16 protein-coding genes are annotated in these 19,411 nt (G+C 66.8%); 10 read left to right on the top strand and 6 right to left on the bottom strand.

Features of this window, described 5'->3' with window-relative positions; genetic code table 11:
- The 3 genes from ACWELQ_RS02100 to ACWELQ_RS02110 form a co-directional block, all read right to left on the bottom strand.
- Positions 1-1,281: lipopolysaccharide biosynthesis protein (locus ACWELQ_RS02100; protein ID WP_452395175.1), on the bottom strand; the 1,281-nt coding region annotated here is incomplete at its 3' end.
- Positions 1,278-2,189: a glycosyltransferase family 2 protein gene (locus tag ACWELQ_RS02105; protein ID WP_452395176.1), complete on the bottom strand. Its 912-nt coding sequence runs from the start codon at positions 2,187-2,189 to the stop codon at positions 1,278-1,280. The genes ACWELQ_RS02100 and ACWELQ_RS02105, both read right to left, overlap by 4 nt.
- Positions 2,186-3,424 (bottom strand): hypothetical protein, encoded by a 1,239-nt coding sequence (locus tag ACWELQ_RS02110; protein ID WP_452395177.1) that lies wholly within the window; start codon positions 3,422-3,424, stop codon positions 2,186-2,188. The genes ACWELQ_RS02105 and ACWELQ_RS02110 overlap by 4 nt, the downstream gene beginning before the upstream one ends.
- A 115-nt stretch (positions 3,425-3,539) precedes the next feature.
- On the opposite strand from ACWELQ_RS02110, the gene ACWELQ_RS02115 reads away from it, so the two are divergent.
- The 8 genes from ACWELQ_RS02115 (at position 3,540) to ACWELQ_RS02150 (ending at position 13,785) form a co-directional block, all read left to right on the top strand.
- Positions 3,540-4,088 (top strand): DapH/DapD/GlmU-related protein, encoded by a 549-nt coding sequence (locus tag ACWELQ_RS02115; RefSeq protein ID WP_452395178.1) that lies wholly within the window; start codon positions 3,540-3,542, stop codon positions 4,086-4,088.
- Entirely contained in the window at positions 4,088-5,191 is a 1,104-nt protein-coding gene (locus ACWELQ_RS02120; protein ID WP_452395179.1) for a glycosyltransferase, read from the top strand. The genes ACWELQ_RS02115 and ACWELQ_RS02120 overlap by 1 nt, the downstream gene beginning before the upstream one ends.
- Positions 5,188-5,931 (top strand): SGNH/GDSL hydrolase family protein, encoded by a 744-nt coding sequence (locus tag ACWELQ_RS02125; protein ID WP_452395180.1) that lies wholly within the window; start codon positions 5,188-5,190, stop codon positions 5,929-5,931. The genes ACWELQ_RS02120 and ACWELQ_RS02125 overlap by 4 nt, the downstream gene beginning before the upstream one ends.
- Positions 5,932-6,348: 417 nt before the next feature.
- A complete protein-coding gene (locus ACWELQ_RS02130; protein ID WP_452395181.1) occupies positions 6,349-10,065 on the top strand; it encodes a non-ribosomal peptide synthetase in 3,717 nt (1,238 codons plus the stop codon).
- 78 nt (positions 10,066-10,143) lie between these two features.
- Positions 10,144-10,440, top strand: a complete 297-nt coding sequence (locus tag ACWELQ_RS02135; RefSeq protein WP_452395207.1) for a hypothetical protein — start codon at positions 10,144-10,146, stop codon at positions 10,438-10,440.
- Positions 10,441-10,679: 239 nt separating this feature from the next.
- Positions 10,680-11,996: an ABC transporter substrate-binding protein gene (locus ACWELQ_RS02140; protein WP_452395182.1), complete on the top strand. Its 1,317-nt coding sequence runs from the start codon at positions 10,680-10,682 to the stop codon at positions 11,994-11,996.
- Positions 11,993-12,937 carry a carbohydrate ABC transporter permease gene (locus ACWELQ_RS02145; protein ID WP_452395183.1) on the top strand — a complete coding sequence of 315 codons (945 nt, stop codon included), beginning with the start codon at positions 11,993-11,995 and terminating at the stop codon, positions 12,935-12,937. Before ACWELQ_RS02140 ends, ACWELQ_RS02145 begins: the two co-directional genes overlap by 4 nt.
- On the top strand, positions 12,937-13,785 hold the full coding sequence (locus ACWELQ_RS02150) for a carbohydrate ABC transporter permease (RefSeq protein WP_452395184.1): 849 nt from the start codon (positions 12,937-12,939) through the stop codon (positions 13,783-13,785). Before ACWELQ_RS02145 ends, ACWELQ_RS02150 begins: the two co-directional genes overlap by 1 nt.
- A 571-nt stretch (positions 13,786-14,356) precedes the next feature.
- Here the strand turns inward: ACWELQ_RS02150 and ACWELQ_RS02155 are convergent.
- From ACWELQ_RS02155 to ACWELQ_RS02165, 3 genes are all read right to left on the bottom strand, one after another.
- A complete protein-coding gene (locus ACWELQ_RS02155) occupies positions 14,357-14,545 on the bottom strand; it encodes a hypothetical protein (RefSeq protein WP_452395185.1) in 189 nt (62 codons plus the stop codon).
- Positions 14,546-14,960: 415 nt separating this feature from the next.
- The gene (locus ACWELQ_RS02160) at positions 14,961-16,487 is read right to left on the bottom strand and encodes an aromatic amino acid lyase (protein ID WP_452395186.1); all 1,527 of its coding nucleotides are present in this window, start codon (positions 16,485-16,487) and stop codon (positions 14,961-14,963) included.
- A 257-nt stretch (positions 16,488-16,744) separates the two neighbouring features.
- Positions 16,745-17,836, bottom strand: a complete 1,092-nt coding sequence (locus ACWELQ_RS02165; protein WP_452395187.1) for a hypothetical protein — start codon at positions 17,834-17,836, stop codon at positions 16,745-16,747.
- A gap of 438 nt (positions 17,837-18,274) precedes the next feature.
- Here ACWELQ_RS02165 and ACWELQ_RS02170 point away from each other — a divergent pair, with 438 nt between their 5' ends.
- Positions 18,275-18,754, top strand: coding sequence for an ester cyclase (locus ACWELQ_RS02170; protein ID WP_452395188.1), 480 nt, complete (start codon positions 18,275-18,277; stop codon positions 18,752-18,754).
- A 426-nt stretch (positions 18,755-19,180) separates the two neighbouring features.
- Positions 19,181-19,336 (top strand): hypothetical protein, encoded by a 156-nt coding sequence (locus ACWELQ_RS02175; RefSeq protein ID WP_452395189.1) that lies wholly within the window; start codon positions 19,181-19,183, stop codon positions 19,334-19,336.
- Positions 19,337-19,411 lie beyond the last annotated feature (75 nt).

Below are 19,411 nucleotides of genomic sequence, written 5' to 3' on the forward strand. Positions count from 1 at the left end.
CACCAGCCTAGGCACCCAGGCCAGATCCGGGAGCACCTGGGCGAGCAGGGTGCCGAGCGCGGCGGCCACGACCACGCCCACCGCGCCGCCAGGCGCGGCGACCACCAGGCCCGCCCCGATGCTGATCGCGGCCATCGCCACCGTCCAACCCGCCTGCCAGCGCGCCTCTTTCGGCCTGGTCAGCAGGACGTTCGCGGGCAGGTGCGCACTCTGTGCCACGAGCAGCGCGCCGAAGGCCAGCGCCAGTTCGTACGACACGTCGATGCGGCCGCCGGACAGGATCGAGGCCGCCCACGGGCCCAGCGCGCCCAACGCGGCGGCTCCGGCGGCGGCGATGGCGACGAAGATCCCGGTGAGCCGCCACCAGATGCGGACCGTTTCCGTCGAGGCGCCACGGCGTTTCACGAAGACCGGCCAGTACGCCAGGCCCGCGGTGGAGATGACCGACCAGGCCACGCCGTAGATCTGGGCGGTCAGGGCATAACGGGACAACTCCTGCGGCGTCGAGAGATGCGCGAGCAGTAACCGACCGGTTTGCAGTCCGGCGGGGAGTCCGACCCCGACCACGAACAGCCACAGGCTCCCCGCCAGCAATCGCGTGCCCTGGCCCTCGACCGCGCCGAACGCCGAACGTCCCAGACCCGAGAGCCGCAGCGCCGCAACGGTGCCGACGCTCTGCCCGGCGAGCACGCCGACCAGCGCCGAGACGCAGTACCAGATCGGGCTCACCCCGGCGGCCGACAGGGCCAGGGTGGTCAGCAGCGCGAACGCCGGGCAGCTCATCAGCACCAGCGTCGCCAGCTCGTTGCGGTCGATGCCGATGAGAATGCGCACGCCGAGACCGGCCGGGATGGTGAGCGCGAACAGCACCGCCGCGACGGTGATCGCCCAGCCGTCCTGCGGCCCGGTGGAGAACCCGGTCAGCGACGCCCACCGGCCGGTCGCCAGCAGCACGAACGCGGCGGCCGCCAATCCCGCGGCCACTCCGGACAACACGCGGTAGGCGCGGCGAATGACGTCGGCTGCCTGGGGGTCCCGATCCAGTTGGGCGCTCGCGCTCAGGACCGTCGCGCCGATCCCCAGGTCCGCGAACGGGAACAGCAGGGTCACCGTGGCGATCAGGGAGACCAGGCCGAAGACCGCCGCGCCGGTCTGGCGCACGATGATCGCGGTGTTGGCCAGGCCCAGCAGCGCGACGATCGGGGTGCCCGCGATGCGGTAGAGCGCGCTGCGCAGCAGGGCCCGGCGCTCATCCGGGGCGAGCCTGGTCGGATCGGTCATCGGCGCAACAGGATCCGGACGCCCGTGCGCGGAATGATCCGCAGGCCGTTGAGCACGGCATAGGCCAGCGCGAACGGACCGGGACGCCCGTGCCGCAGCGCTGCCCGCAGCGCGCGGCCGACCCCGGCGACCGAACCGGCCGCGACCGCCGCGCTGACCGGGCTGGTGCACAGGTAGTCGCCGCGGACGCGCGGCGGTTCCTCACGCAGGTGTTCCAGTCCCCAGGCGATATAGTCGTCCACCCGGTCGACGCTCGAATGTGAAACCGATTCGGCCCCCACGTGATACGTGGCGAGCACGGCAGGCAGCTGGATCAGCCGGACTTGCGGCCGCGCCCGCCGCACCGCCAGCAGCCAGGTCGGTTCGTCGTGCACGGTCTCGGTGTCCCACCCGACGACCTGCGCCAGTTCGCGGGGAAAACACAGCGTCGAGGTCTGGAGCACGGCAGCGCCGACGCGCAGCGAGGTGAACCGGAACAGGTAGCGGGCCACCGATTCCCGGGGTGCGATCACACGACGCGGCCAGACTCGGCGGCGCTCGCCGGGACCCGCCACCGCGATCCGCGAGGAGCAGATCCAGTCGCTCCCCACGGATCCGTCGGATCCTTCGACGGCCGCGAGCTGGCAGCGCAGTTTCTCCGGCAGCCATTCGTCATCGTCATCGAGCAGGGCGATCACGTTGCCGTGCGCGGCCTCGATTCCGGCCTGCCGGGCGACCCCGGCGGATACGCGACCGCCCGTGCGCACCACCGTGATCCGCGGATCGGACGGCAGGTCCAGCGCGAGCCCCTCGGCCGCGACCACCAGCACCTCCGCGACCGGCCGCGTCTGGCGCAGCGCCGATTCCACCGCGCGGCGCAACGAGGCCCGCCCCACGGTCGGCACCACCACGCTGACCGCCGGGTTCACGGCGTCCGTCGGAAGTGGGTCGTGACGTAGGCGAGCACGAGACAGGCGAGCTCGGGCACCATCCCGTAGGTCCACGGCGCGTAGAACAGATCCCAGATCCCTTGCAGCGCGACCACGACGAACAGCGGAGCCCACTGCCCCAGGCGATCGTTGTTCCAGAACACCCCCGCGCAGGCCACCAGGATCATCAACGGCAGCAGCGCCGCCACGATGCCGCCCTCGGCCCAGGTGCCCAGCAGGATCGAATGGAACGCGGAGTAGTCGAAAACCGGCAGCCGCCAGTACAGATCGAACGGGAAGGTCGGCGCGAAGCCGATGCGGATCGCAAGATGTTCCGCGCGCGCATACAACTCGGGGGTGAGGTGCTGGGCGCTGCCCCAGCCCAGCAGCGGGCGCTCGGCGATGGCGGACAACGTCATCGGCGGTTCGGTCCGCCCGGCCAGCAGCAGGGGCAGGTGCGTCGCGTCCTGCTCGACCGTCTTGCGCTGCAAGGCCGGACCGAACAGGCCCGCCCGCGCCGCGATCGGCATGACATAGGCGAACAGCAGCCCGAACCCGGTGACCCCGGCCAGCGACCAGCCGCGCCCGACCCGCGCGCCGAAGCCGTGCCGGGTCGCCAGCCACACAGCCGCCACCACGCACACCAGCGCGTGCGAGCGGAAATTCAGGCCCAGGCTGGCCAGCGCGAGCGCGGCCAGCGCACCGAAGATCACCATCGGGCGGGCGCGCGCCCGGATCAGCGCGTAGACGACGAGCACCGTGACCGCGTGCGCGATCCCGTACTTCCACAGGTCCAGGAACCGGCCGGTATTGGTCAGCTCGATCCCTTTGACGACGAAGAATCCGATGCTGCCCACCGCGATTCCGGCGAGCAGCGACGCGAGCGCGTCGATCGAGCGTCCGGTGAGCACCGCGAATCCGATGAAGTAGAGCGCGAACGCCGGGACCGCCAACGCGTTCGGCCACAGCACGCTCACCTGGTTGACCACGCACGAGACGAGGAACGACAGCCACGCCAGCGCGGCGATCACGACCGGCGCCAGATCCACGCCGCGATGCGCCATCAGCGCGAACCCGGGCACCACGAGCAGACAGATCAGCGACAGCCCCGTCACCGTGAAATTCGCGACCTGCAACCCCGCCGTCGCCCCCACCACCACGAGCGCCGCCCCCGAGACGGACCGCCACCGCGGCGGAGCGGAGGTGTGTCCCGGCGTGAACCGCAGATCGGTCACTTGGCTGTCCCCTTGAAGCGTCAATCCCCTTGTAGCAACGAACGACTGGCGGCCCGTCGCAGGATAACGGTACATTGATCGCGCTAGGGGAGGCGTTCGCCAGGGGAAGGTGTGCATGAGCGATGCCGGACCGGAGCGATCTCTGGCAGCGCGGCGGGGACACTCCTACGACAAGGGGCGTGGGCTGCTCGCACAGGTGCTGTGGGTGGCGGTGTCGACACTGGTCTTCACCCAGGTGTGGTGCCCGAATCGGGTGCGGGTGGCCATCCTTCGCCGCTTCGGCGCGAGTATCGGTTCGGGCGTGCTGATCCGGCATCGGGTGAGCGTGCAGTGGCCGTGGAAGCTGACCGTCGGCGACGATTCGTGGATCGGGGTCGGGGCGGAGCTCTACAACCTCGAGCCGATCACGCTCGGCGCGAATGTCTGTGTCTCCCAACAGGCCTACCTGTGCACCGGCAGCCACGACCGGCACTCGCCGACCTTCGCCTTCGACAACGGGCCGATCGTCGTCGAGGACGGGGCGTGGGTGTGCGCACGCGCCACGATCCTGCGCGGCGTCACCATCGGCGCGCACTCGGTGGTCGGGGCCACCGCGCTGGTGAGCGCGGATGTGCCGCCGTATTCGGTGGTGCGCCCACCGCCGTCCGTGGTGATGCCGCGCTGATGCGGATCCTGCACCTGGTCACCCTGGTCTCACCGGAGGGCGCCTACGGCGGGCCGGTGCGGGTGGCGTTCAACCAGGCGACGGAGTTGCTCGCGCGCGGCGACGAGGTGACCGTCGCGGGCGCGGCGCGCGGTTACGACATCCTGCCCGAGACGATCGAGAGCGTTCCGGTGCGGCTGTTCCCGGCCCGGACCCTGGTTCCCGCAACGGGTTTCGCCGGGCTGGCCGCGCCCGGCCTGTGGCGGTGGGTGCGGCGGCACGGTCGCGACGTCGATGTTGCGCACGTCCACCTGGGCCGCGATCTGGTGACCCTGCCCGCCGCGCTGACCCTCCGCCGCCTGCGCGTGCCGTATGTCGTTCAGCCACACGGGATGATCGCGCCGACCTCGCATCCGCTGGCCGCCCCGCTGGATGCGGCCTGGACCCGAAAGGTCCTGCGTGACGCGCGCGCGGTCTGCTTCCTCACGCCCGCCGAACGCGACGAACTGAGCGCCGTGGCCGGGCCGGGACTGCCGCTGATTGCGCTGGACAACGGCGTGCCCGCCTACCCGCCCGCGACCACGACGCACACCCCCGAGGTGCTCTTCGCCGCCCGCCTGCACGCGCGCAAACAGCCGCTCGCGTTCGTCGAGATGGCGAAGACGTTGCTCGCCAACGGAACCGACGCCACCTTCACCCTCGCCGGGCCCGACGAAGGCGAGGGCCCGGCGGTGCGGGCAGCGCTCGGCATCGATCCCCGGCTGCGCTGGATCGGCCCGCTCGACCCGGCCCGCGTGCCCGAGCGGATGGCCGCCGCCGCGATCTACGTGCTGCCGTCCGTGCGCGAGCCGTACCCGATGGCGGTGCTCGAGGCCATGTCGGTCGGGCTGCCGGTGGTGATCTCCCCCGACTGCGGGCTGGCGGCGCTGGTCGAGCGGACCGGCAGCGGCATCGTCACCGCGCCCGCCCCGCATCGGCTCGCGGCGGCGGTCGGGGCCCTGCTCACTGATCCCGGCCGGGCCCGCGCCATGGGCGAACGCGGAAGGCAGGCCGTGGCAGCGGAATTGGGGATGGCCCGTATCGGCGACGCCCTGGACGAGATCTATCGTGCGGCGGTCCGATGACCAGGCTCAGGGCCGCCGATCTGGCGGCGGCGCTACTCGCGCTCGCGATCGTCGCGGGGCTGGTGTTCGCCCTGCGGGCCGTGCCGACCGGGCACGGCGAGAGCACCCCCGCGCGGCTCGCCGCCCCCGAACAGCCTGGACCGGCCGCCCTGTTCATCGGTGACTCCTACACGGGCGCAAGCATGCTCGCGGAAATGTCGTACGCCTGCCAGGCGGCGGTCCGCCTGCACTGGGTGTGCGATCTGGCCGCCATGCCCGGCACCGGGTACATCAGCGGCGGGCAGGCCAATCGATTCCACATGGATTACCTGGGTGATTCGACCTCGTTCGACGAGCGGGTCCGGCAGCTGGCGCGGACCGCCGCGCCGAACGTCGTCGTGCTCGACGGCGGCCGCAACGACAAGTTCGCACCGCCCGACGACGTGTACAAGGCCCTGCGCGGCACCGTCTACGACGCGCGCAATGCCTGGCCCGCGGCCAAGATCGTGCTCGTGCGCCCACGCTTCCTGAAGTCCCCCGCCGACGACCTCGGATTCGACGACGAGTTCTTCGACCGCTTGACACAGGAATCGGCCATGGATGGGGTGACGGTGATCGATCCGATCGCCTCGCTCGCCGACACCGACACCACCGCCCTGCTCGGCACGGACGGCATGCACCCGAACGCGGCGGGCAACCTGCGCCTCGCCGACGCCCTGGTCGACAGTCTCACCACCCAAGGATTGGCGACGGCGCGATGAATTCCACACTCCCGCATGCACCCGCGGTGCTCTCCGAATACGGGTCGCTGCTGCGGCGGCGCTGGCGCTGGGTGGTGTGGGGAATCCTGGCCGCGCTGGCGGCCACCACCGTATTCCTGCTGGTGCGCCCGCCGGTCTACCGCTCGCAGGCGACGGTGTTCATCCGGACGCCCGGCGACGTGAGCCGGGTCATCGACGGCGGTGACTCCTATGCCAAGGCGCGCGGGCGCACCTACGCGGCGCTGGCCACCAGCCCGGATCTCGCCGCCATCGTGGTCGGCGATCTCGGCGTGTCCGCCGATCCGGTCCGCTTCGCCGAGCGCGTCTCCGCCTCGCCCCGGAGCGGGACGGCGAGCCCAGGACGCGACGGCCCTCCCGGCACAGGTGATTCTGCCGGTCGAGCAGGCAGCCACACGGATGGACAGCCACGCGATCGCCGCGGGAGACGTCGTCGCGGCGGTGGCCGCGTTCATCACCGGCACCACGTTCGACGTCACCCTCGAGGTGCCGTTGCGGGTCGCGCTGTTCGAGATCACCGACAGCGAAGCCCCGGAGTTCGTGCTGGCCTTGGTGATTCACCACATCTCCGGCGACGGCTCCTCGATCGCTCCCCTCACCCGCGACCTGATGATCGCCTACACCGCCCGTGCACGCGGACACGCGCCCGAGTGGGAGCCACTGGCTGTACAGTACGCGGACTACACACTGTGGCAGCACAGCCTGCTCGGATCGGAATCCGATCCCGATTCCCTTGCCGCTCAACAGATTACGCACTGGAAGACCGCTCTGGGCGGGCTGCCCGAGCAACTCGGACTTCCCACCGATCGCCCGCGGCCACCGGTCCAGTCTTTCGTCGGCGACAAAGTAGCGTTCGGTGTCGACGCCGAAACGCACACCCGCCTGGCGGCGTTGGCACGGGCGCACAACATGACGTTGTTCATGGTGGTTCACACCGCCCTGGCGGTGTTGTTGGCGCGCCTGGCGAGTGCTTCGGACATCGCCATCGGCACGCCGGTGGCGGGGCGCGGCGATGCCCAGTTGGACGGGCTGATCGGGATGTTCGTCAACACCCTCGTCTTCCGAAGCCAGGTGGACACGGGCGCAACCTTCGCCGAGCTGCTCGTGCGGCAACGCGAGATCGACCTCGCCGCCTTGGCCAACGCGGATGTGCCATTCGAACGGCTAGTGGAAGTTCTCGATCCGCCGCGTTCGGCGGCTCGCCACCCGTTGTTCCAAGTCGGGCTGTCTTTCCAGAATCTGGCTCGCAGCGACCTCGCACTTCCGGGACTGGCCGCCTCCCTCGTCGACTTCGATCTGGAAGTCTCCCAGTTCGACCTGCACTGGATCGTCAGCGACCTCTACCTCGAGGACGGCAGCCCGGCGGGAATCGACGGCACGCTCACTTTCGCGACAGCCTTGTTCGACCCGGACACCGCGCAACGGTTCGTCGCGCAGTTCATTCGGCTGTTGACCGCTCTCGCCACCGATCCCGAGCTACCGGTCGGCGACGTCGAGCTCCTCGACAACGACGAACGCGTCCGCGTGATCGACCAGTGGAACGCCACTGCCCGGCCGGTGCCCGGCCCGGCGACCCTGCCGGACCTACTGGCCGCCACCATCGCACGACACTCTGATGCGCCTGCGCTGATCTCCGGCGATATTCGCCTCAACTACACGGAGTTGGATGAACGGGTCAACCGCCTCGCGCGACACCTGATCTCCCGGGGCGTCGGTCCCGAACGGCCGGTCGTGCTGGCATTGCGTCGCTCGCTGGACCTGGTCGTCGCCCTGTACGCGGTATCGGTCGCAGGCGGAGCTTACATACCGGTGGACCCGGATCAGCCGACCGATCGCATTCGCCACATCCTCGAATCAGCCACCCCGGTCTGCGTACTGACGGACGCCGATGCCGGGTTCCAGACCTCGATCGCGCCGGTGGTGCGACTCGACGAACTGGTCCTCGACGACGTCAGCGCGAACCCGATCGACGATTCGGAACGCACAGCGCCACTGCGTGATTCGAATACTGCCTATATCATCTTCACCTCGGGTTCGACCGGCCGCCCGAAGGGTGTGGCGCTGCCGCACGGCGCGGTCGTGAACCAGTTGCTGTGGAAGGTCACCGAATTCGGGCTCGACCCGGCGGACGCGGTGCTGCTCAAGACGGCCGCCACCTTCGACCTGTCGGTGTGGGAGTTCTGGTCGGCCGTGGCCTGCGGTGGCCGCATGGTCATCGCCGCGCCCGACGGGCACAAGGACCCGGCCTACCTCAACGAGCTCATGGCGCGGGAATGGGTGACCACCCTGCACGTGGTGCCGTCCATGCTGGACGCGCTGCTCACCGACGGACTGCCGGACTCGCTGTGGCGTGTTCTCGCCATCGGTGAGGCGCTGCCCGGGCCGCTGGCGTTGCGTGTGCTGCGCGAGCGTCCGCGCACCGAGCTGTTCAACCTCTACGGCCCGACCGAGGCCGCGGTGTCCATCACCAACCACCGGGTCACCGAGCGCGACGAGCTGTCGGTGTCCATCGGCTCGCCCGAATGGAACTCCCAGGTGTACGTGCTGGATTCGCGCCTGCGGCCGGTGCCGGTGGGCGTGTCCGGCGAGCTGTACCTGGCCGGCGCGCAGCTGGCGCGCGGCTACTACGGCCGTGCGGACCTGACCTCGGATCGTTTCGTGGCGAACCCGTTCGCCGGCAACGGTTCCCGCATGTACCGCACCGGTGACCTGGTGGCCTGGCAGGCCAACGGGGAGCTGGAGTACCGGGGCCGCACCGACTTCCAGGTGAAGATCCGCGGCTTCCGCATCGAGCTCGGCGATATCGAGACCGCGCTGCTGCGCGTCGATGCCATCGCGTCGGCGGCCGTGGTCGCACACACCGACCCGGTGCTGGGCGACCGCCTGGTGGCCTACGTGGTCGGCGCCGACGGTGAGCCCGACAAGCAGCAGTTGCAGTCGGCGCTGGCCGCCGAACTGCCGTCGTACATGATCCCGTCGGTCTTCATGCCGCTGGAAGCGTTGCCGCTCAACGCCAACGGCAAGCTCGACCGCAAGGCGCTGCCGGAACCCGTCGTTGCGGCCCGGGAATTCCGTGAACCGATCACCGCCCAGGAACGGACGGTCTGCGCGGTGTTCGCCGAGGTGCTCGGCGCCCCACGAATAGGTTTGGACGACAACTTCTTCGAACAGGGCGGCAATTCACTGACCGCGACTCGACTGGCGAACCTCCTCGGCCACGCGCTCGAGCACCGAGTTCCTGTCATGCTGATATTCACCACACCTACCCCCGCCGGACTGATCGCCGCGATGGCCGAGCAGGACACCGGCAGCGCGGCATTCGACGTCCTGCTACCCCTGCGCACCACCGGCTCCGCGCAACCTCTGTTCTGTATCCACCCGATCGGTGGCATCGCCTGGTCATTCGCAGGTCTGGCCGCACACCTCGACCCTGACCAGCCACTGTACGGATTACAGTCCCCAGCCCTGCTCGGTGCCGAGCCACTTCCCGACTCGATCGAGGACTGGGCCCGCCGGTACGTGAAAGAGATCCTCACCATCCAGCCGACCGGCCCGTATCACCTGCTCGGCTGGTCGCTCGGCGGCGTCATCGCACACGCCATGGCGGTACAGCTTCAGGAAGACGGCGCCGAGGTCGCCTTGCTCGCCATGCTGGACAGCCACAACGTAACCGGCGGAGGCACGGCGGCACCCACACCGGAAGCAGTCCCACTCGCGGAGCTGCTGGGCGGCCTGTTCGGCGACGCCGCCGACAACCTGCCCAGCCTGGATTCCACACCCGAGCAGCTGGCCCGACAGCTCGCCCTACACGGCGAACCGTTCGCTTCCTTCGGTGTCGATCGAATCGCAGCAGCGATCGACACCGCCGCCCGATCAGCACAATTGATCGGCAGCTACCACCCCCGCACATTCCATGGTGACCTGATGTATTTTACTGCCGCACAAGATCTCTCGCCCGAAATATCAGGGGCCGGCACCTGGATCGAAGTCATCGATGGACACATCCACGACACCCACGTAGACGCCACCCACTGGAGAATGACCAGCGACAAGGCACTCCGGCACATCGCGAGGGTGCTCGCGAATGTTCCGACTATCCAGACGACCGCTGAGTGAGACGCGGCCCCGCGACCGTCGATCGGCCCAGGCGCCTGATCAGGCTTTGCGCTCTACACGCGGCCCGAAGATCGGATCATGGTGTACACCTCGGACCGGCTGGGCCGCAACCTGCCGGAGGCACTGGGGGTTCCGGCAGTAACCGCGAGAAACAACACATATGGCTGGACCAGCAGCGATGGTGTTGTGATCGGTTCGGGTCACTGCCGCGAGTTCATCCGGGCGGTGTTGTCGGCGGTCCGGTTCGCCGGCGGTACCGCGGCGACGGAGTTGCTGATCACGGTGAACATGCTGCGCGAGCTGAACGCGACCGGCCGCCGAAAGAAGCTGTCCGGAATCTCCTTCCGTCGGTGTGGCTGCCCGAGTGGTGGCTAGGTTGGTCTTCCACGAGCCACCAGGTGCCTCGGCTACCAAAAGGCACGGTGCACTGCGGGCTGTCGCCGTGGCTGGGAACAGCCTTCCGGTCGGCGCGGTCGAATGTTGGCATGATGATCGCGACTTCAACCGTCACCGCCGAACGTCGATGCCTCTATCTTGCCGCTATACAACGGGCCGTTGAATCGTGAAGACGGGGAGTGTCTTGAGGCACGGTTGGCACGGACATCGGGAGCTACATGACCGGCAAGATGCTGGGTCGGCGCGGTTTCCTGCGCGGGGTGGGTGCGTTGGGGATCGCGGGCTTGGCAACGTCCTCCGCGGCATGTGGCGACGGTGACAATGTGCTCTCGTTCCTCTTTCAGGCCAATCCGGAAGAGGCGAAAGGGCGTCTGGCGATTATCGACGCATTCCAGCGTCTGCACCCGGAGATCACGGTGCGCACGGTGATGTCCGGACCGGATCCGGTGCAACAGATGTCGACCTTCTGCGCAGGTGGCAGATGCCCGGACGTGCTGATGGCATGGGATTTGACCTTCGCCGGGCTGGCCGAGCGGGGGATGCTGCTGGATCTGAACACCATGCTCGCCGCCGATCCCCGCTTCGCGGCACAACTCGAGGCCGACAGCGTCAGCGCGATGCATGAGACGTTCGAGTTCGCCGGCCGGCAGTACGCCTTCCCGGAACAGTGGGCCGGGAACTTCCTGTTCTACAACAAGAAGCTGTTCGCCGATGCAGGGTTGCCTGCGCCACCGGCACGATGGGATCGACCCTGGAGTTTCGATGAGTTCCTCGCCGCGGCACAGGCTCTGACGAAGAGGGATCGGTCGGGGAAAGTTACCCAGTGGGGCTTCGTCGACACCTGGGTGCCCTATTACTCGGCGGGGTTGTTCGGTATGAACAACGGCACGCCGTGGTCGGCCTCGCGGGTCACTCCGATGCACATCAATTTCGACGACGACGCTTTCATTGACGGTGTCCAGTTCTATGCGGACCTGTCCAACAAGCACAGAGTGGCGCCCACCTCTGCTGACCGGCAGAGCATGTCGACGATGGACATGTTCATACTCGGCAGGGCCGCGATGGCGATGGGCGGGCACTGGCGCTACAGCACCTTCACTCATGCCGACAGTCTCGATCTTGACCTGACGGTGCTCCCGACCGGTCCGAGAAGCCAAGGTGCTCAATCGAATATCGGGACGACCGGGTTGGCTATCGCCGCGAGCAGCCCGCGCAAGCAGCAGGCGTGGGAATTCGTGAAGTTTGTGACAGGCCCGATCGGCCAGGCTCTCATCGCTGAATCCGGGCTCTTCGTTCCAGTGCTGAAATCCGCGCTCGAGTCACCTGGATTCGCGAAAGCTCATGCCAGAGTGGGCAACCTGGCGGTGCTCACCGAAGGCCCGGCCCGATCGGGCTATCTGCCGGTCACGCCCGCATGGGAGGAAATCGACGCCTTGATGGACCGCGGCTTCGGTCCGGTACTGCGAGGAACGAGATCCGCGGCCGCGCTGACCGGGTTGGCTCACGATGTCGATGAGGTGTTGCGCAAGTCATGAGCCTGACTGAAAACGCCCCTGCCACACTGAAAACCAGCCCCACAATCACTGTCGAGCGACCTCGGCGGGCTCGCCGCCGCGTCTGGGGGCTGGCGTTCATCGCGCCGAACTTGGCAGCTGTCGCGGTGTTTCTGGTGTTCCCTCTCGGGTTCTCGCTGTATATGAGTGTGCAGAAGTGGGATTTGTTCACTGCACCGCGCTTCGTCGGGCTGGGGAACTTCCGAACTCTGTTGACCGCGGACCCGCTGTTTCTCATTGCCTTACGCAACACGATTGTCTTCACTGTCGGCACGTTGGTTCCGACAGTGGTGATCGGTCTGGTCGTGGCGGCTCTGCTGAACCGCAGGGTCAGGGGGCTGGGCGTCTTCCGGACGATTCTGTTTCTGCCTCTCGCCGTTTCGTCGGTGGTGATGGCGTTGGTGTGGCAGTTCATGTTCAACACCGATGGCGGGTTGCTCAACATCGTGCTCGGCTGGATCGGGCTGGGGCCGGTGCCTTGGCTGATCGACCCGAAATGGGCGATGGTCTCGCTGTGCCTGGTCAGCGTGTGGAAGTCGGTACCGTTCGCGACGGTAGTGCTCCTGGCGGCGATGCAGGGTGTGCCGGAATCACTGCATGACGCCGCCAGGATCGACGGTGCCGGGGAGATCCGGCGATTGTTGTTCATCACGGTACCGTTGATTCGTGGCGCGTTGTCGTTCGTGGCAGTCGTCTCGGTGATCAACGCGTTCCAGGCATTCGATCAGGTGTACGTGCTGACAGGCGGCCACGGCGGACCCGAATCAGGCACCTATGTGTTCGGCATCATGCTGTTCCAGCATGCCTTCGCCTTCCTCGACTTCGGCTACGCCTCCGCGCTGGCCTGGGTCATGTTCACGATTCTGCTGCTGCTCACGGTGCTGCAACTGCGCCTGGCGCGCAAGCACTCCCTGGGGGATTGATGGCCGGGACCACGGAACGCAGAATCCGGCGCGGCATAGTTCGCGGTATCGCGCTCTACGCAGCCCTGAGCGCGGCCGCCGGGTGCGCCCTGTTCCCGATCCTGTGGGCGTTCTCGGGTTCGGTGAAAGAAGAAGCAGAGATCAGTGAACCGGTCCTGTTTACCGCGCACCCGCGATGGTCGAATTTCTCAGATGTCTTCACCCTCATGCCCTTCTGGCGAATGCTGGCCAACACCGTGATCTATGCCGGCGCTGTCACCGCCGGTCAGGTGTTCTTTTGCTCGCTGGCCGGTTATGGGTTCGCACGTCTGGGATTCAGGGGTCGCGACATGCTGTTCGTGCTGTATCTGGCCACCTTGATGGTTCCCCTGACAGTGACCGTCATCCCGCAATTCATCCTGATGCGCACCCTCGGGTGGGTCGATACTCCGTGGGCCATGATCGTCCCGGGACTGTTCGGCAACGCGTTCGGCACCTACCTCATGCGCCAGTTCTTCCGTACCTTGCCCAAAGACATCGAGGAGGCAGCTGCCCTCGACGGCTGCTCGCCGTGGCAAACCTACTGGCGGATCCTGCTGCCTAACGTGCGACCGGCCGCCATGGTGCTGGCAGTGCTCACCTGGGTCAATGTGTGGAACGACTTCCTATGGCCGCTGGTCATGGTGCAACACAAAGACATCGGCACACTCACTCTCGGGCTGGTGTGGATGCAAGGCCAATACATCTCCAACTGGCCGGTACTCATGGCCGCCTCGATGCTCATCCTGCTCCCCCTGATCCTCGTCTACGCGATCGCCCAACGCGCCTTCCTGCGCGGCATCGCCACCACCGGCCTCGGCGGCCGATAGTCCAGGCAGAGCTGGTCGACAACCCTAATCGCTTTTCCCAGAAGGTATTTCAGAGGAGATAGCTATGACCAACCCCGCGCGAACCCTGATCGCATTTTCTGTTGCCGCACCGATTCTCATTGCGGCAAGCCTGTACGGCAGTGATTCTGCCCATTCGGCCATCGGCGCCACTCCTCAAACCCAAGGACCACTCACCTGTCATGAGGGGTTCTGCCAGGGCTCCACCGGCTCGGACGACATGTTCTGGTCTTGGACCGTTCAGCCGTGGATTCAGCAGTTCCCTACCGGCAGTGCCTCACTCACCTGTGGCGACGAGGTTCGATTCCACGGGGGCTGTGGACCGAACCGCTCGACAGGTTGCGGGTTCGGGCGCGGCAAGGCGATGGCCGTTCCGAGGGCGGCACGCAGGGCCTGGCCCACTCCCGCTGTCGCATTGGCCAGCAGTCTAGATTCTTCCCAGTATTGGGAGGAGAGGCTGGGTGCCGCGCGCCCGCCTCGATATAGCGTTCAGGCGCAGCCTCACGAGGACTTCCGGCTCGCGGATCATCGAATCGAACGAGCCTTGCCCTATTCAAGCTAGGAGCAGCATGGCGAAAACGAACTGTGGACGATCGCGGCGGCGAGTCGAGATCGGATTGACCGGGATGGCGATGATTCCGTTCGTCACGCTCGCCGCAGCGTGTGCGACCGGCTCCAAGGACACCTCGTCTACAACGACGAAACCAGCGGTCACGTCGGTGGTAACGGCGAAAACCGTCACTGCCGACGCACCATCGGCACCGCCGGTCACACAAACCGGTGCGCTCGTGCAGGATCCGGAGACTGCTGCTCGACTCCAGAATGCTCCGATTCCGGCCGCCTCCGTGACCGCGCCGCCCCCGACCACTCAGGCTCCGGAGACAACCACCCCCGATATTCCACTGACGACGAAAGCACCCGACGACCCTGCGCCTGTGCCGGTGACGACCCAAAAGCCCCAATAGCCAGTTCCGCTCACGAGCATGTCCGATCGGCACATCATCGACAAGCCGACGGACGGCGCGCACTGTGAAGACAGCGACGCTGTGGCGGGAAGGAAAAGCGGTGACACTCGCCCGCCAGGGCGACTACCGGGCGAGCCGTTCAATGAAATCGGTTGTGGCAGTGTACGTCGCGTAGACGAGCGGCTTCGCTACTTATGAGTGTTCACTGCTGAGCAGCGTATCGGCGATGATGTCGAGCTGTGCCGCGGCAGTGCGGACGTCCTGGTCGATAGGCCCGCTGGAACCGAGGGACGGCACGGCCTCGATCACCGCATCGAGGATGGCGGCGCACGCGGGCGCCGTGGGACGCCGGCCGCCGACACGGACCACCTGACCCAAAGCGATGGCCAGCGCGCCATGCAGCCGCCGCAGACATGCGGCGCTGTCGAGGGCGTTGAGCGCGGTCCGCATGCCCGCGAGATTCGCGTCCGGGCCATGACTGTCGGCACGGGCGTTGCCAATTGACGGCAGAACCACGCTACCGCGCATGGTCGCCAGGGTGGCGGTCGCCGCACATCGCATGTCCTGGAGTTTGTCGTGTGTGTCCGGATCGGTGTTCAGTGCGGATAGCATGTCCCCGCTGTGGTGAGGGTCGAAGATCAGATTCAGTTGTCTTACGGCGAGGTTGCCCATCTGCTCGATGGTCATTGCGAGCAGGTGCCCGACGAGCGCGATCGGAGGACCGAAGCAGTGGTCGCTGTGTACGACGGTGCCGTGCTCCGGGAAGAACAGCGAGCTGTCCCCTATGCCATTGAGCTCACTGTCGACGACGCTGCTGACCCGCCACAGGCTGCCTCCCAGCGAATCAAGCAACTCCGCTGTACCGCGCAGGCTCGAGTCCTCCTGGACCGAGCGCGTGCCGCGGGGCGTCATATCACGGAGCAGATCTCGCATCCGGGCGCTGGCCGCCGACGCGTCGGGCGGTTCGTGAGCATCGAGGAGATGATTCAGCAGAAAGCCGGGATCGTATCCGAGCAGATCGATCAGGACCGCAGTGACAGCAATGGCGACGGAGTGTGATCGGCGGATAGCGCCCAGTGCCAGCCCCGCGGCCGCCACGGTAACGGTCGCGTTGTTCGCCAGCACCAGTCGGTCGCGCCCGTCGAAGGACACCGGTGCGAGCCCGGCAGCGGCAAGGGCCTCGGTCGCGGGCATTCTGAGCCCGGATGTATACGCATAGCCGCATCCGCCGAGCGTGTCCGCTAGACAACTGGACATGAGATCGCCAGTGGCCCAAATGACTTCGGGACCGGGGACCGCAGGTGCGAAGTCGGTCCGGAGCATCGCCGCCAGCGCCCTCGGCACCGACACCGACACACCGGAGTGGCCCTGCGCCAGTTCCCATAACCGGACGAGAGATGCCGCGCGTACGACCCGCGGCGAGAGTCCATCGGGTCGGTCTGCCGCACCGTGCTCGACGATGCCGTGTCCCTCGAAGGCTTGCGCGCCACCGGTTAAGTCGACCAGCGGCGTGAGCCCGGTGATGCTGTCGTAGACAGGGGCGCCGTCTTCGAGTCGTCGGGTGACGAATTCCCAGCAGGCCGTGACATTCTCGAGCGCTGCCGGAGAGATTTCCACGGCCAGGGGCCGCTCTGCGAGTTCCAAGACGGCCGGAGTCAGCTTGCCGGGAATTCGGATGGTCGCAGCCGACGGCGGCGCGGTGGCGAGTTGGATGGTCATTTCAGACGCCTCCCATGCAATGCCGTAGGCCCGATGTCGGCTACTCAGCTGCGGATCTCGTTATCGCCTATCTCGTGGAACGATCGGCAAGCCATACCGGGCGGGGGCTGAATCCTCCGCAGATCAGGTCGGAAGATTCGCACATTTCTGAAATTCATGCTGATCGGCGCCTTCCCACTGCCGAGAATGCAAAAGGGCCTGTGCGCAAGTCACTTGCGAGAGTTCCGACACCCTAATCGGCGGCGCGATGACGAGGATCAGCGTCCCATTTGGCGACCGAGGCCATCAATGACCGGAGTCGACCGGCGTGACATCGACAGCGGGTCCGGGATTCGCTCCACGTCGAGTGTCCCCTTCGCGCGCAAATAAGCAGAGGTCACGATGACGTCGGCGGGCGCGGCAATGCGCAGCTGCACCGAGGCCGCAGGGTCACCAGCGAGAACCAGGGTTTCTGCCGCGATGTGTGCTCGCGGTGAATCGGCGTGCTCGATCGTCGCAGCGGCTAGGGGTTCGCCATCGCGCAGCAGTTCCACTCTGGCGGACCCTGGAGCGGTTCCGCCGACGAAATCGACTCTGCCGTAGAAGGAGTAGATGATTCCCGGCGCTCGGCTGCCTCCGTCGAGCTGAATTGTCGTCTCTGTGTGATCCAGGGTGATGAGCGGCACCAGTTCGCCCGTGTGCAGGAAACGAGCCTGGTCGCCGCCCGATCGGTTGAAGTTGCGCAATCGTATCGGCGAACCGCCGCGCACCGGTCGGCCGTCCGCGTGCCAGACGCCGTCGGCGACGATATCGTCGAAAACCGCGTACGGTGGTCTGCCGTAGTCGTTTTTCCAGTCCCGCAGGCGACTCCAGCGGGCTATCCGCGGATGATCGCCAATCACAGTCGCGGCTTCGGGGAAGCTCCCGTCGACGAGGGCGATCAGCAATTCTGTCATTCCGCCGTCGAAGCGGCGCCAGCGCTGGCCGGGTTCCAGATGATGCAAGTGATGCAGGACCACATAGGTGGGCCAGTGATCGGGATCCTCGCCCTCCCGCGACCAGAACAGCAGATCGCCAGGGCCGGTCTTGCCCCACATCAGGAAGTCGGCAGGTCCCCGGCGATCATCGGCTTCGAAAAGGTCGAACAGACCGAAGGTTCGCAACCGGCGGCTCCGGTCCAACAGAGAGGTCAGCGACCACCGGCCTTCGGCGCACTCGGCGGGGAAGAACACCGACAGTTCCTGATTGACCTGTCCCTCGCCGTAACAGTCAATGAAGTCACGGTAGTCCGAGGGCAGTCCGAAGCCGAGGGCGTGCTCGATCTCGCCCCATGGAGGTACTACAACCGGCGGAAGGGGCGGCGGCGGCATGAGCGAATTCAATCGCGCTACAGCAGAATGCACGACAAGACCTCCTCGACGGTCGAGCCGCACCGTATCAACCCGCTACGGTGTTTCCCGCGAGCGGGAAGGCCTGGCCCTCGAAGTATCGAAATATGTTGTCCAACAGCAGAATTCGAATTTCCCGCCTGAGATTACCGTGTTGTCAGCGTTGCCGATTACGCCGGCGCAAAGCCCTATCGAGGTCACGTCCCCGACACGATCGCTGCCAGGCGGAGATTCCCACGGCTGGGCAGGGGGCGCGTTTCATTCGTGGCCGAGCCGGATTACGGTCGCTTACCGAACACTTCCGGCGCCGGGGTGACCGGAGGTGGGCTTTGATCCGGGCATCCGGTCGCCCCCGAACTCCGTGTGTCGGATCTCGGGTCGATCCGGAAACCGCTTGTCGCCGTCGTGGTTTGGAGATTCATGAACGCCGCCCCCGATCCGAAGAGCCTGGCCATCCGCAGCCTCGAGATCATGTCGAGTGGCAGTCGCGCCGACTTCGACGCCATCATCCACCCGCGGGCGACCAATCGCGAGAGCCGGCACGAACCACCGAGCACCCGGATACCCGGGCCGCACGGCTTCTACGCCACCGCGCTGTGGCTGCGGGCAGCGTTCACCGATATGCGCCACGCCGTCGTGCACACCGTCGCCGACGGTGATCTGGTCTGCCTCGACACCATGATGACCGGCCGACAGACAGGACCCTTCGTCCTATACACCCTCGAAGGCGACGTCGATCAGGTGTTCTCGCCGAAGGGCAGAACCTTCTCCGTCGCACAGACGCACTGGATCCGCATCGCGGACGGCATGGTCATCGAACACTGGGCGGCGCGTGACGACTTGGGAAGGGCCCGGCAACTGGGGTGGCTGCCAGAGCCGACAGCTCACAGGAATCGGTAGTACAGCGGATGTCGTGGTCGATGGTGGAGCATCGCGAAACACTTGGTCAGCAATCGGAACCGGTGAGGCGACGCGTCGACGCCCTCGACGGCCGCTGGACGGCGGTCATCGGAACGGCAACGGCATAACTCACACGCAGGCCCGAGGGCCTTCGGGAACGTTCGCACCAGAATTCGGATGCGCGGTCGGCAGGAAGTCCGTGTCGACGCGCTGATCCGGCGGAGCTCGACCTAGGCATCATCGAGAATCACCGCGATCCGCAGGTCGATCCGGTCGGGCAACGCAGCCAACTCGCCAGCGTCGAGCCCGAGTGCCGCTCGGGTTGTGTGAATCGCACACCATGACCACCGCAGTCACACCGTCGGGTCGCCTCAGGCATCGCGTCCAGGTTCTGGCGTCGTCCGAGCTCAGCGTGACCGTGACCCGATGGCCCTCAACGGTCGTGGTGAGCAGCGGGTAGCCATCGAAGGTCGACTTCGCCAGGATCACTCGCGCGGTTTCGAATCCGGCGGGATCCTCGGCGAGGTTTCCAAACTGTCGCTGGTCGCATGGGTATTGAAGGAGATGCCCGGGTCCGTTTGACGGCAAGATCATGCGGATCGGATTCGACCGCTGCACGTGGTAGTACAGCAAACCCAGGTCCGAAACCTTGTCTAC

The sequence above is a fragment of the Nocardia sp. NPDC004722 genome (assembly GCF_053601505.1).